This is a genomic window from Jatrophihabitans sp. (assembly GCA_036399055.1).
In the GTDB taxonomy this organism is placed as follows: Bacteria; Actinomycetota; Actinomycetes; order Mycobacteriales; family Jatrophihabitantaceae; genus Jatrophihabitans_A.
Map to the genome: position 1 here is coordinate 57,846 of DASWNX010000016.1, position 12,747 is coordinate 70,592.

The 12,747-nt window shown below is 70.8% G+C and carries 13 protein-coding genes; 5 read left to right on the forward strand and 8 right to left on the reverse strand.

All coding sequences use genetic code 11. From position 1 onward, the window contains the following. Window positions 1-54: 54 nt before the first annotated feature. Entirely contained in the window at window positions 55-606 is a 552-nt protein-coding gene (locus VGB75_05410; protein HEY0166462.1) for a 2'-5' RNA ligase family protein, read from the forward strand. On the opposite strand, the gene VGB75_05415 is transcribed toward VGB75_05410, so the two are convergent. The 5 genes from VGB75_05415 to VGB75_05435 form a co-directional block, all read right to left on the reverse strand. Further along, a complete protein-coding gene (locus tag VGB75_05415; GenBank protein ID HEY0166463.1) occupies window positions 525-1,439 on the reverse strand; it encodes a metal ABC transporter permease in 915 nt (304 codons plus the stop codon). The genes VGB75_05410 and VGB75_05415 overlap by 82 nt on opposite strands. Next, window positions 1,436-2,368 (reverse strand): metal ABC transporter permease, encoded by a 933-nt coding sequence (locus VGB75_05420; protein ID HEY0166464.1) that lies wholly within the window; start codon window positions 2,366-2,368, stop codon window positions 1,436-1,438. The genes VGB75_05415 and VGB75_05420 overlap by 4 nt, the downstream gene beginning before the upstream one ends. After that, a complete protein-coding gene (locus VGB75_05425) occupies window positions 2,365-3,309 on the reverse strand; it encodes an ABC transporter ATP-binding protein (GenBank protein ID HEY0166465.1) in 945 nt (314 codons plus the stop codon). The genes VGB75_05420 and VGB75_05425 overlap by 4 nt, the downstream gene beginning before the upstream one ends. Then, on the reverse strand, window positions 3,306-4,184 hold the full coding sequence (locus tag VGB75_05430; GenBank protein ID HEY0166466.1) for a zinc ABC transporter substrate-binding protein: 879 nt from the start codon (window positions 4,182-4,184) through the stop codon (window positions 3,306-3,308). The genes VGB75_05425 and VGB75_05430 overlap by 4 nt, the downstream gene beginning before the upstream one ends. Before the next feature lie 170 nt (window positions 4,185-4,354). Beyond that, complete coding sequence (locus VGB75_05435; protein ID HEY0166467.1) at window positions 4,355-4,813, reverse strand: SRPBCC family protein; 459 nt, start codon at window positions 4,811-4,813, stop codon at window positions 4,355-4,357. A gap of 319 nt (window positions 4,814-5,132) precedes the next feature. On the opposite strand from VGB75_05435, the gene VGB75_05440 reads away from it, so the two are divergent. The 4 genes from VGB75_05440 to VGB75_05455 all read left to right on the forward strand — a co-directional run bounded on the left by VGB75_05440 (window position 5,133) and on the right by VGB75_05455 (window position 10,002). After that, window positions 5,133-6,701, forward strand: a complete 1,569-nt coding sequence (locus VGB75_05440) for a trehalose-6-phosphate synthase (protein ID HEY0166468.1) — start codon at window positions 5,133-5,135, stop codon at window positions 6,699-6,701. 194 nt (window positions 6,702-6,895) lie between these two features. Then, window positions 6,896-7,906, forward strand: coding sequence for an FKBP-type peptidyl-prolyl cis-trans isomerase (locus VGB75_05445; protein ID HEY0166469.1), 1,011 nt, complete (start codon window positions 6,896-6,898; stop codon window positions 7,904-7,906). A gap of 189 nt (window positions 7,907-8,095) precedes the next feature. Continuing rightward, window positions 8,096-8,371, forward strand: coding sequence for a hypothetical protein (locus VGB75_05450; GenBank protein HEY0166470.1), 276 nt, complete (start codon window positions 8,096-8,098; stop codon window positions 8,369-8,371). Next, window positions 8,368-10,002, forward strand: coding sequence for a RecQ family ATP-dependent DNA helicase (locus tag VGB75_05455; protein ID HEY0166471.1), 1,635 nt, complete (start codon window positions 8,368-8,370; stop codon window positions 10,000-10,002). The genes VGB75_05450 and VGB75_05455 overlap by 4 nt, the downstream gene beginning before the upstream one ends. A 6-nt stretch (window positions 10,003-10,008) precedes the next feature. Here VGB75_05455 and VGB75_05460 read toward each other — a convergent pair whose 3' ends face one another. The 3 genes from VGB75_05460 to VGB75_05470 all read right to left on the reverse strand — a co-directional run bounded on the left by VGB75_05460 (window position 10,009) and on the right by VGB75_05470 (window position 12,518). After that, entirely contained in the window at window positions 10,009-11,262 is a 1,254-nt protein-coding gene (locus tag VGB75_05460) for an Nramp family divalent metal transporter (protein HEY0166472.1), read from the reverse strand. After that, complete coding sequence (locus tag VGB75_05465) at window positions 11,259-11,486, reverse strand: hypothetical protein (GenBank protein HEY0166473.1); 228 nt, start codon at window positions 11,484-11,486, stop codon at window positions 11,259-11,261. The genes VGB75_05460 and VGB75_05465 overlap by 4 nt, the downstream gene beginning before the upstream one ends. 117 nt (window positions 11,487-11,603) lie before the next feature. Then, the gene (locus tag VGB75_05470; protein HEY0166474.1) at window positions 11,604-12,518 is read right to left on the reverse strand and encodes a manganese catalase family protein; all 915 of its coding nucleotides are present in this window, start codon (window positions 12,516-12,518) and stop codon (window positions 11,604-11,606) included. Window positions 12,519-12,747 lie beyond the last annotated feature (229 nt).

Consider the following 12,747-nt stretch of genomic DNA (forward strand, 5'->3'; position numbering starts at 1 on the left):
GCGCGTTTGGCGATCTCGCGGCCGAGACGCGCAAACGGCTGCCACGATGAGACCGTGGCGCCGGATGCCGAGCAGAGCCGTCCCTTCGTGGTGACGTTGGAGATCGATGACCAGGCCCAGGCGCGCTTCGACGGTGAGCGAGCCGCGCTGTTCGCGCCGGGGCGCACCCAGGTGGCCGCGCACGTGACGCTGTTTCATGCCGTGCCCGCCGCGCAGGAGCCGGCCGTGCTGCAGGCGCTGGCCGCGGCCGCGGCCCGCGAGCCGTTCCCGGTCGAGGTCTTCGAGCTGATGCCGCTGGGTCGCGGGGTGGCCTACCGGCTGCGCTCAGCCGAGCTGCTCGCCCTGCACCGGGAGCTGCAGGACAGGTGGTGGGAGGCGCTGACCCGGCAGGACCGGCAGGGCTTTCGACCGCACGTGACGGTGCAGAACAAGGTGAGCCCCGAGGTCGCCAGCCGTACCCTTGCCCAGCTGCGGCAGGATTTCGCGCCGTTTGCGATCACCGCGCGGGGGTTGCGGTTGTGGCGCTACGACGGAGGGCCCTGGACGTACCGCGAGCGGTTCGCCTTCGGCGCGGCGAGCCGGTCGGAGCCGCGGAACCTGCGGTGACCGGCGGCGAGGACGAACTCGGCGGTGGCGAAAGCGATGATGCAGAAGCTGGGCGGCAGCGCCGGGACCGCGTAGGACAGGCTCAGCCCGGCCCACATCGCGAGCACCGCCAGGGCCGCGGACAGGCCCAGCGCGCGCCACGGATCGGGGGTCAGCCGCTGGGCCGCGGCTGCCGGCGCGGCCAGCAGCCCCAACAGCAACAGCGCGCCGACGGCCTGGCTGGCCTCGCCGACGGCGCCGCCCAGGATCGCCAGGAACAGCGGCCCGAGCAGCCGGACCGGCACGCCGCGAGCCGCGGCCACCGCGGGGTCGACGCTGGCGAACAGCAGCGGGCGGGCGATCAGCAGCAACGCCGCGATCAAGCCGGCCGCGATCCAGGCTGAGGTGACGGCCGTCGCCGAGCTGATGCCGAAGATCGAGCCGAACAGCACGTTGACGTTGGCGGTGCCGTTCTCGGCGCTGCTGTGGGTCGTGTACAGCGTCAGGAACAGCACACCCAGGCCGAGCACCCAGGCGAAGACGGTGCCGATCACCACGTCGTCGGCAACGCCGCGCCCGCCCATCGATCCGAGTAGCAGCCCCACGCCGATGGTGGCGGCGAACAGGCCCAACCGCAGGTCCAGTCCGGCTGCCAGGGCGGCCAGCGCTCCGGCGTAGGCGACGTGGGACAGCGCGTCGCCTGCGAAGACCTGACCGCGCAGCACGACGAAGTAGCCGACCAGGCCCGACAGCGCCGCGATCGCGGTTCCGGCCAGCAAGGCGTTGCGGACGAACGGCTGCGAGAGCATGTTCGCCAGCCCGGTCACCGGGTCGCCGGCCAGCAGCTCGATCACGGGCCGAACCCGCCTGCCGTGCCGCTCACGGCGGCGAGCGGGCTTCGGCTGAGTCGCCGCCGGCCGATCCAGCTGAGCCCGCGGCGGTAGCCGGCCGCCAGCAAGAAGGCGCCGAAGGCCAGGGTGGTGACCCAGAAGCCGATCGGGTACGGCGAGAAGAACGCGATGCCCTCGCCCAGCCAGGTCACCGCCACCGCGATCAGCACCGACAGCAGCAGCCCGAGCGCTGGTTTGGCGGTCAGCCGGCTGGCCGTCGCGGCCGGGGTCACCAGCAGTGCGAACACCAGCAGGCTTCCGGTGATCTGGCTGGCGCCGGCCGCCGCGACGGCAAGCAGCACCAGAAAGGCGACGCCGACCAGTCGCACCGGCACACCGCGGGCCTGGGCGACGTCGGTGTCGATGCTGCTGAACAGCAGCGGGCGTCCCAGTGCCAGCAGCACGAGCAGGCAACCGCAACCGGCTGCCAGCAGCGCCAGCACCTGGCCGTCGGAGACGCCGGTGATGGCGCCGAACAGCAATCCGGTCAACCCGCTGAGAAAACCCTGGTAGAGGCTGACGAAGAGGAACCCGCAGGCCAGCGCGAACGCCTGCACGGTGCCGATGACGGCCGACTCGTCGCCGTAGCCGCCCAGTCCGGAGCTGCGCCGGCCGGCCCTGGGCAAGGCCGCGATCACCAGCGCGCCGGCGATGCAGAACCCGAAGTACCCGAGGCTGGGGCTGAGCCCGAGCCAGGTCGCGCCGGCCGCGCCGGGAAAGCCGATCACCGCCAGGGTGTGCCCGGCGAAGCTCTGCCGGCGCAGCACCATGACATAGCCGATCGCGCCGGACAGCACCGCGACGATGGTGCCGGCCCGCAGCGCGTTGAGCATGAAGTGGTAGCTCAGCAGTTGCTCGATGTTCTCGAGCAGGTTCCAGCTCAGGCCTGTCATGGCCCCGGCCGGTGCTCGGCGTGGCTGTCGGGCTGGCCCACCACCACCAACCGGCCGGTGCGGTCGCGCAGCACGTCGACGGCAGTGCCGTAGAGCATGCTGAGGGTGTCGGCGGTGATCACCTCTTCAGGCGGGCCCATCACCGCGCCGCCGTGCGCCAGGTAGATCACCTGGTCCAGGTAGGGCAAAATCGGGTTCACGTCGTGGGCGACCAGCATCACCGCCACCCCGTGGCTGCGGCAGACCGACTGGATGAGCGCGCTCACCGACGCCTGGTTGGTGACGTCCAGGCTGTCCAGCGGCTCGTCGAGCACCAGCAGCTCCGGGCGGCGGATCAGTGCCTGGGCGATCAGCAGCCGCTGCTGCTCACCACCTGAGCACTGGCCGATCGGTCGGTGGGCGTACTGCTCGGCGCCCACCAGGGCGATCACCTCGCGGACCCGTTCACGAGCCTCGCGCCCGGCCTGTCCGGCCAGCCGGCCCGGGAGCGCGATGCCCCAACGGTCACCGTCCCAGCCCATCCGGACGATGTCGACGCCACGGATCCTGGTCGCGGGGTCGAAGGCCCGCCGTTGCGGCAGGTACCCGATGCGGGAGTTGTGCCGCCCGGGCGGGCCGCCCAGCACCTGGATCTGACCTGCGTTGGTCGGTAGCAGCCCGAGCACCGTCTTGAGCAGCGTGGACTTGCCGACGCCGTTGGGTCCCAGCACCGCCACGAACTCACCGGCCCGCACCCGCAGGCTGACGTCGGAGAAGATCGCCCGGCCGCCGATGGCGCCGGTGACGCCGGTGAGGCTGAGCACCTCGGCCGGCTGCTGCACTGCAGGCCCTGCTGACCCGCCTGGCGCCGACCCGCCTGGCGCCGACCCGCCTGGCGCCGAGTCCTGGGCCGTGGACACTCCCGCCGCGGCTGCGGCGGTGGTCGGGAACGGCTCGGTCATCGCTCGGCCGACTGCTTCAACGCGGCCAGCAACGCGCGCAGCTGGCTGACCTGCCACTGCTGAAAGCTGGCGTCGGGCGGGTTGATCGTCTCGGTGACGGCCACCACCGGCACGCCGGCCCGGCGCGCCGTTGCCAACTGAGCCGCGACGTCCGGTGTGGCGTTCTGGCCGTTGTAGACATAGACCCTGACCGTCCGGCGGCTCAGTTGCGCTTCGCTGGCGGCCTTGTCGGCGGCGCTGGGGTCAGTGCCCTCGCTGATCGCCTGCAGAAATCCGGCAGGGGTCGCCAGCTTCAGGCCGAGCGCCTGGGACATCGGCTCGAAGATGCTCTCGCTGGCGCCGACGGCGACGCCGGGGTAGCGGGCTTTGATGTCGCTGATCAACTGGTGGTACTGGCCCAGGTCTTCGGCCTGGAAGCTGCGCCGCCGGTTGTCGTAGTACTCGGCGTTGGCCGGATCGGCCCGCTTCAGACCGGCGCTGACCGCGTCGATGACCTTGGCGACGTCGGCGGGGGAGTACCAACGGTGCGGGTTGCCGCCGTCGGGCGTCCCGACCAGCTTGCCCACGTCGATGACCGTCCGGTTCTCATCGGGGCTGGCCGCCACGCTTCGTGCCGCCCACGGGTCATAGCCGACCCCGTTCTGGACGAAGACCCGCGAGCCGGCGATCGTCCGGGCGTCGGCCGGAGTCGGCTCGTAGGCGTGCGGGTCCGTCTGCGGATTGGAGATGATCGCGGTGGCACGGACGTGGCTGCCGCCGAGCTGGCTGAGGATGCTTCCCCAGACATTGGTGCTGGCGGCGACCTCGATCGGGCCGCCGGGAGCGGCCGGGGCGCTGGGAGTGGTGGCGCAGCCGGCCACTGCGACGGTCGTCACAACGGCGGCTAGCAATGCACGCCAAGGGGCTTGAGCAGGCATCGAGTCTCTCCTGGCGGTGCGATGAGCGAAGCGCTGTGACGAGCGGAGGCAGTCGCCTTCCCGGTAGCGCTGCCAGCGACCAGCCAACTCTTAATGACATTGATTGTCAATTTCGATAGAACGGGAAGTCATCCCTCGTGATCCCTGCGCACCCGGCCGCGAACCAGGTAGTCCAGTCGGCGCAGCGACTCCCGGTTGCGCGGCGCCAGCGCCAGTTGCCGCAGCGCAGGCAGCACCAGCAGCCCCGGACCGCTGATGGTGTCCTCACGGATCGTCACGGTGCAGGTGCCCAGCCCCGGGCGCTCGGTGAGTTCGATCTCGACCAGCGACTCACCCAACGGCCGGGTACGGGCAAGCAGCCGCAGGATGTGCTCAGGTCGGCAGGTCAGCACCTCGGTGTCGTCGTCGAGCAGCAGCGGCCAGCTGCCGACGGAGTGCGAGATCGTGGCGCCGACGGCCGGCCACCGCGGATCGACTTCGCGGATTCGGGAGGCGCCGACGACCCAACCGGCATACAGCCAGCCGTCGCTGAGCACCGCCCACACCTGCTCGGGAGTCGCCTCGATCGGCCTTGATGTCGAGATCATCGTTCCACCGTAGATGGCCTTGACGCGTCGAGGCGAAGTCGGCCCGGACGGCTCTCGGTTGAACCGAACGGGCCTGGACCGCGATGCCGCTGCAGCGACACACGGCCTGAGCGCCACTGTGCCCGTGCGCCCGGGGTCACCGCAAGCTGGAGTGGATCAGCTATCTCAACGCGCTCCGCCGGGCCCCAAGCCGGTAACCTGCGCGCGCCCGCCCGGCCGACCAGGGCGCGAGCCGGCAGGTTATGGTCGAGAGGGCTAAGCCAGCCAGGTAGCTGTCGCGCAACCGACCGGTGAACACGCCGCATGGAGTCAAGGCCTGATGAGCAGCACAACGCAGGAGCGTCGCCACGGTGAGCCCACCCCGGCGGTGACCGGTGAGTACGACTTCGTCGTCGTGGCCAACCGGTTACCGCTGGACCGCGTCGAGGAGCCGGATGGGCAGGTGTCCTGGCGGCGCAGCCCCGGCGGGCTGGTGACCGCGTTGCAACCGGTGATGCAGCAGGCCGACGGCGCCTGGATCGGCTGGACCGGAGCTCCCGGCCCGGCGCCGGAGCCCTTCGACGAGGCAGGCATGCGGCTGGTCGGCGTCAGCCTGTCGAGTGAGGAGATTCGCGACTATTACGAGGGATTCTCCAACGACACGTTGTGGCCGCTGTATCACGACGTGATCGCCCCGCCGAGATTTCGGCGCGCGTGGTGGGACGCCTATGTCAAGGTCAACCAGCGGTTCGCCCGGGCCGCGGCCGAGCAGGCCGCCGACGCGGCGGTGGTGTGGGTGCAGGACTACCAGTTGCAGCTGGTGCCGGGCATGTTACGAGCCCAGCGCCCGGACCTGCGGATCGGATTCTTCAACCACATTCCCTTTCCCGGCTATGAGATCTTCGCCCAGTTGCCGTGGCGGCGGCAGATCATCGAGGGTCTGCTGGGGGCTGACCTGCTGGGATTCCAGCGTCAGGGCGACGCCACCAACTTCTTGCGGGCCTGCCGCCGGGCCGCCGGGCTGGCCACCCGCGGCCCGTTGGTGCGGGTTCCGCGGGTCTGGTCCGGTGACGCCGCCCGCAGTCCGGCCGGGAACTCCACCGGTCGCCGACGGGCAGGGCCGGCAGCCGCCGAGGACGACCGGACGGTGCGGGCGGCGACCTTTCCGATCTCGATCGACTCGGCCGGCTTCGAGGCTCTCGCACGCCGGCCTGAGGTCAAAGCCCGGGCAGCGGAGATCAGGCAGGCCCTCGGCAATCCCAAGACCCTGCTGCTGGGCGTGGACCGGCTGGACTACACCAAGGGGATCGCGCACCGGCTCAAGGCCTACGGCGAGCTGCTGCAGGAAGGTCGGCTGACCTCACCGCAGGACGTCCTGGTGCTGGTGGCCAGTCCTAGCCGGGAGCGGGTCGAGCAGTACCGCAAGCTGCGCGACGAGGTCGAGGTGACCGTCGGCCGGATCAACGGCGAGTTCGGCGAGGTGGGCAGCGCCCCGGTGCACTACCTGCACCAGTCCTATCCGCAGGAGGAGATGGCCGCGCTCTACCTGGCAGCCGACGTCATGCTGGTCACCTCGCTGCGCGACGGCATGAACCTGGTCGCCAAGGAGTACGTGGCGTGCCGTTATGACGAGTCCGGCGCTCTGGTGCTGAGCGAGTTCACCGGCGCCGCCGACGAGCTCGGCAGCGCCTTCATGGTGAACCCGCACGACATTGCCGGGCTCAAGGACGCGATCGTCCGGGCCGCGCGGATCTCGCCGCAGGAAGCCCGGCGGCGGATGCGCTCGTTGCGGCGGCGGGTGCGCGAGTACGACGTCGCGCACTGGGCCCAGACCTTCTTGGACGCCCTGCACGGCGAGCCCGAGCTCCCGCTTGAGCCTGAGCCGACGTCGATCACGAGTTCGGAGTAGTTCCCGCTGCGAGCTGGTGGCCTGCTCAGCTGCAAATCATGACCCTGGGGCTGTTCGGCCTGCTGCTGGCGAGTGGATCTGCCTGGACTATCCCCTGCTGAGAGAGCGCTCGATCGGCGCGGACGGGGCAACACAGCAATCCGGGTTAGGCTTGTCGGGTTTGCTCGTCACTTGTTCACCCGGTTGGGGATTTTGTGTTCTCTCGTTCGCGCTTTGTGCTCGCCTCCTTCGTCCTGCCGATCTCGCTGCTCACCGCCTGCGGCTCCGGCGATGAGCCCGACGCCCCGCCTGCCAGCTCCGGCGCTGCCTCTGCTTCGACCTCGGGGTCGGCGTCACCGGCTGCCAGCGCGGTGAAGGGCGTGGCCGACGCCTCGGTCAAGGGCGGCTTCGGCGTCAAGCCGGTCGTCACCGTGGCCGACAAGCCGGCGCCCAGCCAGCTCTCCGAGCAGGTCATCACCAGCGGCTCTGGCGACACGGTGGCCAAGGGCGACACCCTGGTGGCCAACTACAGCGGCCAGACCTGGGCGCCCAAGGACGGCAAGGTCAAGGTCTTCGACAGCTCCTTCGACCGGGGCGCCCCGGCCGCGTTCGTGATCGGCGCCGGCGCGGTGATCCCGGGCTGGGACAAGACCCTGGTGGGTAAGCGGCTCGGCAGCCGGGTGCTGCTGTCAATCCCGCCGGCTGACGGCTATGGCGCCCAGGGGCAGCCGCAAGCCGGCATCGCCGGTACCGACACGCTGGTCTTCGTCGTCGACCTGATCGCGACCTACAAGCCGAACGCCTCGGCGCCGGGCACCGCCGTGACCCGCCTGCCGGCCGGGCTGCCCAAGATCACCAATGTCGCTGCCAAGGCGCCGACGGTGATCAGCACAGCCGGGGTCAAGCTCGGCAAGAAGCCCGCCGCCACCCTGCTGGTGACCGGCTCCGGAGCGAAGATCGACCCGGCCAAGACCCTCGTCCTGCAGGTCGTGCAGACCGACGCCGCCACCGGAAAGAACACCCAGTCCACCTGGGGCAAGGCGCCCCAGACGGTGGCCGCGCGCAACGTGCTCACCGTGGCCAGCGTGCTCAACGGGCGCAACATCGGCAGCCGCGCGCTGATCCTGGTGCCCGCGATCGCCGCGAAGCCGGCCTCCGGCGGCCAGCAGGCCCAGCCTGCCTCGCCGGCCCAGATCCTGATCGTGGACGTGGTCGGGCAGTTCTAAGGGCTTCGGCGGGCCGGCCCTGCGGTTTGATTCCCTTTGTCAACGGCCAATGAATGACGTACCGTCAATGACAGGCTGGGAACGCAGCCTTGGCGTCACGTGGTGGCCACGCGGATGACCCGCGTTGGTGCTCGCGCCGGCTGATTCAGCCGGCCCCCGAGGTGGCGATCCCTGCAGAGCGGATTATCCGTGACAGCGTTGTTGCCGTCTCCCGAGCATCTCTCCTCCATCCCGACCCTTCCGGCGTCAGTGACGCTGCCGGCGTCGACGGGCGCCCTGCTGGCAGGCGTCGTCGAGCGGCTCTACCGCGAGCAGGAGTGCTGCCTGCCGCTGAGCACCGTCATCGAGGTGGTCACCGGCTGCCTGGACGACATCCAGGCGACTCCGGTCGAAGCGTTGCCCGAACTGGCCGAGCGGCTGGCTCGACATCGGTTGGCCCAGATCGGCCACCCGGGCCGGCCATGACCCTGGCGGCATCGGTCGAACGCCAGCTCGGCGCCGCGGTCCGGCAACTGCTCGGCGACGTCGAGCTGCGGCCGGGGCAGGCCGAAGCGCTGGAGGCGGTGCTTGAGCGCGACACCCTCGCGGTTCTGGCGACCGGCACCGGAAAGTCGCTGATCTACCGGGTGGCCGGTCAGCTGCTGCCCGGGGCGACGGTGATCGTGTCGCCGACAGTCGCCCTGCAGCAGGATCAGTTGGTGGCGCTGTCCACGGCGGGCCCACCGGCGGCGGCTCTCAACAGCCTGATGACCGCCGCCCAGCAACGCCGCGTGCTGGAGCGGATGGCCACCGGCGAGTTGGAGTTCCTGCTGTTGTCACCGGAGCAACTGGCGCGCGAAGAGGTGCTGCAGGCGCTGACCGCGACGAAGGTGTCCTTGTTCGTCGTGGACGAGGCGCACTGCGTGAGCTCGTGGGGCCACGACTTCCGACCGGACTACCTGGCCCTGCCGACGGTGATCGCGGCCCTGGGCCGGCCCCGGGTGCTGGCGCTGACAGCCACCGCCTCGCCGCGCGTGCGCGGCGAGATCGTCAGCGCCCTGAAGATGACCGAGCCGGCCGTGATCGTGGGGGAGTTCGACCGTCCCAACATCTGGCTGGGCAGCCAGCTGGCCACCGACGCGGCCGCAGCCGACGCCCAGGTGCTGCAGGCACTGCAGGACCAGGTGCGCGACGGAACGGGCACCGCCATCGTCTATGTCGCCAGCCGTCGGCGCAGCGAGGAGCTGGCCGAGGCGGTGGCCGGGCTGGGCCTGGCCGCCGTCCACTACCACGGCTCGATGGCACGCAAGCTGCGCGACGCCGCCCACGCCGCCTTCCTCGACGGCTCGGTGTCGGTCGTGGTGGCCACCAACGCCTTCGGCCTGGGCATCGACAAGCCGGACGTGCGGCTGATCGTGCACGCCGACCCGCCCGAGGACCTCGACGCCTACTACCAGCAGATCGGGCGCGCCGGCCGTGACGGAGAACCGGCCCGAGCGATCCTGCTCAACCGGCCGAACGGCTACGCCCTGGCCCGTTACTTCAGCGCCGGCCAGGGCCCGTCGGCCGGCGACCTGACGGCGCTGCTGGCGGCGCTGGACAGCCGCGCGACCAAGCTCAGCGTGGTGGCCGACCGAGCCGGCCTGTCGGCTGCCCGGGTCCGACGGGCTGCCAACGCCCTGATCGCCGTGGACGCGGTAGCCGAGCGGCGCGGCAGCCTGCGCCGGGTCTGCGAGCCCGACGCCGCCGATCACGCCGTCGAAGACGCCGAGCACTCAGCCCGACAGCGCCGGGCGCAGGCCGAGACCGCGGTCGAGCTGGTGCGGCGCTACGCCGAGACCGGTGACTGCCGTCGGCGGCTCCTGCTGCAACTGCTCGGCGAGGACCGGGTGGATCCCTGTTCCCACTGCGACAACTGTGACGCCGGCACCTCCAGCACCGTCGAGCACCAGCCCTTTGCCTTGAGCCAGCGGGTCGAACACGCCCAGTGGGGGATCGGCGTCGTCCAGCAGTACGAGCCCGGCCGGGTCGTCGTCCTGTTCGACGACGTCGGCTTCCGGACCCTGGCGCTGGATGTCGTCGCCGAGCGCGGGCTGTTGACGCCGGTCGCCGGTTAGCGGCTGTCACAGCCCCAGGATCGCGGTCGCCGACAGCACGCTGATCCCGGCCGCGATCAGCTGGGCCAGCGTCCGCTGGCCGCGGCCGACCACCAGTGAGCCCATCAGCTTCCGGTCGCTGACGAAGGAGATCAGCGGGAACAGCACCATCGGCAGCACCAGGCTGAGCACCACCTGACTCCACACCAGCACGGTGCCCTCGGGCAGGCCGAGGACGCAGACGGCGCCGGCCGGCGCCAGGCAGCTCAACCGGCGGGCTACCGGAGCCAGCCTGAGCGCGGGCACCAGTTCGCGCAGCGACTCAGCCGCGGCCATTCCACCGGTGACCGAGGACGCCAGGCCGGCCGCGATCAGGCTGAGGGCGAACAACACTGACGTCGCCTGCCCCAGCACCGGCGCCAAGTCGCGGTAGGCGGCGCTGATGCCCTCGTTGCCGCCGGTCGGCCCGGCGGCCCGGGCGGTGATCGACATGATCGAGCAGTTCACGACGAAGGCGGCGAGCAGCGCGAGCGCGCTCGTTCTGATCGTGGAGGCGAGCAGGGTGCGGGCATGCGCAGGGTCAGTCGCCCGCGGGTCCTGAGCGCGAAGCTGCTTGGCCAGGCTTGAGTGGAGCAACAGGTTGTGCGGCATCACGATCGCGCCGATGATGCCCAGCGCCACCGGCAGGCCGCCGGGCGGAAGCGGGCGAGGCGCCAAGCCGGCGGCCGTCTCCTGCAGGCCCGAGCGGATCAGGACCGCCAGGTACACCACGGTGACGATCGACAGGCAGCCGTAGACGGCCAGCCGGCCGGCGCCGGCCGGCGCGGCGAGCACCGCGGTGAGCAGCACCGCGGCCACCGCGACTGAGGCGCCGGCCGGCAGGCCGGTCAGCAACCGCACACCGACGATCACCCCGAGCACCTCGACCACTTCGGTGATCGCCAGCGCCAGGAGGATCGGTGGGGTGAGGGACCAGCGCACCAGCGGCGAGCAGCGCTGCCGCAGCAATTGCCCGAAGTCACAGCCGCTGCCCAGACCCAGCCGGGCCGCCAGTTGCTGCAGGAACAGCGCCAGCACGGTGGCGATGGCCACCACCCAGACCAGCCGCATTCCGAAGCGGGCGCCCGCGGCCAGGTCGGTGGCCCAGTTACCGGGATCGAGGTAGCCGGCCGAGATCAGCACCGCGGTGGCGCCGGTCCGCGTCCACAGCCGCGGTGTCCGCACGCCGACGGTGATCGGGGCGGCGATGCCCGGCTTGAGCGGGTCGGCGAAGGCCGTCATCGACCGATCCTCGTCTCGAGGCGCTCAGCCAGGCGCAACCGCAGGACCAGCACGCCCACCAGCGCGGCGGTGACCAGCAGGGACGCGGGCGAGGGCGCCAGCGCCGCGACGACGGCGTAGAGGAGCAGCCACACCAGGGTGGCCGGCCGCCGGCAGCCGAACCTGGCCAAGCGCTGGGCGAGGCCGGCCGCTCGGCAGGAGGCGGTCTGGGCGCTGCTGGACATGCGGGCTCCTTCACATCAGCGGTGACGACGGGTAGTCAGGGGGCCGAGCCGGGGGCAGTGACAGGAGGCAGGGGGCAGGGGGCAGGGGCGCGCTCGCCCCTGCCCCCTGGCCGTCGCTCAGGTCAGGGTGTCCTTGACCTTGTTGACCACGTTCGAGATGCCCTGGGCGGTGGCCGCGCCCGCGGTGCCCGGCTTGCCGGCTCCACGGCTGCCGTCGTAGGTGGCGAACAGCTTCGGGTCCGGCGCCGGCAGCACGCCGGTGTCATCGGTCAACGGGACCGGTTCGGCCAGGTAGACGATCTGCTGCTCGTCGACCAGCGTCTGGCCGCGCGCCCACCGGCCCTCGCCAGCCTGGCTGCCTTCGGAGAAGCTCCAGAAGGTGTGGTCGTGCTCCTTGTTCTCCTCCTCGAAGTTCGAGTCTTCGATGAGATCGGCCAGGCCGTCCTCCTGCAACTGCTCGATGGCCAGCAACCACTGCTGCTGGTGGAAGGTGTCGCGGGCCAGGTTGAACGCCAACATGTCGCGCACGCCGCGGTCATCGGTCATGTTGTAGATGCGGCTGGTCATCAACCGGCTCTGACCCTCGGCTGCGGCGTTGGATCGGAAGTCGGTGAGCATATTGCCGCTGGCGACGATGTAACCGGCGTTCCACGGCACTCCCTGGCTGTCGCGGGGCAGCCCGCCGCCTCCGGAGACGATGGCATGCTGAGGGTTCATCCCTCCGATCACCGCGGCCAGCACCGGATTGGCCGCCACCGCCTTCTCGGTGGTCTCTGCCGGGGCGCCCTCCAGCAGCCGGGCCAGCATCGTCGTGAGCATCTCGACGTGACCGATCTCCTCGGTGCCGATGTCCATGATCATGTCCTTGTACTTACCGGGGATCCGGCAGTTCCAGCCCTGGAACAGGTACTGCATCATCACGGTCATCTCACCGAACTGACCGCCGAGGATCTCCTGGAACTTCATGGCGAACAAGGCGTCAGGCCGTTCCGGTTTGGCTTCGAACTGCAGGTTCTTTACGTGGCGGTACATATGAGGTCATTCCTTTCGCAGACGATGGCGGGGGGCCCGGCCCTGATGGCACGGACGCGCTCCGCGCTGACTGGGCCAGCCTGCGCGGGACTCATCTCATGACCGTGTGCGCCACCGGGCGCCGCGGCGTGCGCGTGGCCGTCACCACGGCGTTGCGCCGTCTCAGTGGCACAAGCCTTCTTCGCCGGGGCATACTCGATTGGTCGGCAGGTCTCCTCAAAGGCGCAGG

Excerpts from the sequence above, each read along its gene's own strand:
- VGB75_05465 (HEY0166473.1), bottom strand. The coding sequence starts at position 11,486 with ATGTCCAGCAGCGCCCAGACCGCCTCCTGCCGAGCGGCCGGCCTCGCC.
- VGB75_05455 (HEY0166471.1), top strand. The coding sequence starts at position 8,368 with ATGACCCTGGCGGCATCGGTCGAACGCCAGCTCGGCGCCGCGGTCCGG.
- VGB75_05460 (HEY0166472.1), bottom strand. The coding sequence starts at position 11,262 with ATGACGGCCTTCGCCGACCCGCTCAAGCCGGGCATCGCCGCCCCGATC.
- VGB75_05425 (HEY0166465.1), bottom strand. The coding sequence starts at position 3,309 with ATGACCGAGCCGTTCCCGACCACCGCCGCAGCCGCGGCGGGAGTGTCC.
- VGB75_05470 (HEY0166474.1), bottom strand. The coding sequence starts at position 12,518 with ATGTACCGCCACGTAAAGAACCTGCAGTTCGAAGCCAAACCGGAACGG.
- VGB75_05435 (HEY0166467.1), bottom strand. The coding sequence starts at position 4,813 with ATGATCTCGACATCAAGGCCGATCGAGGCGACTCCCGAGCAGGTGTGG.
- VGB75_05420 (HEY0166464.1), bottom strand. The coding sequence starts at position 2,368 with ATGACAGGCCTGAGCTGGAACCTGCTCGAGAACATCGAGCAACTGCTG.
- VGB75_05440 (HEY0166468.1), top strand. The coding sequence starts at position 5,133 with ATGAGCAGCACAACGCAGGAGCGTCGCCACGGTGAGCCCACCCCGGCG.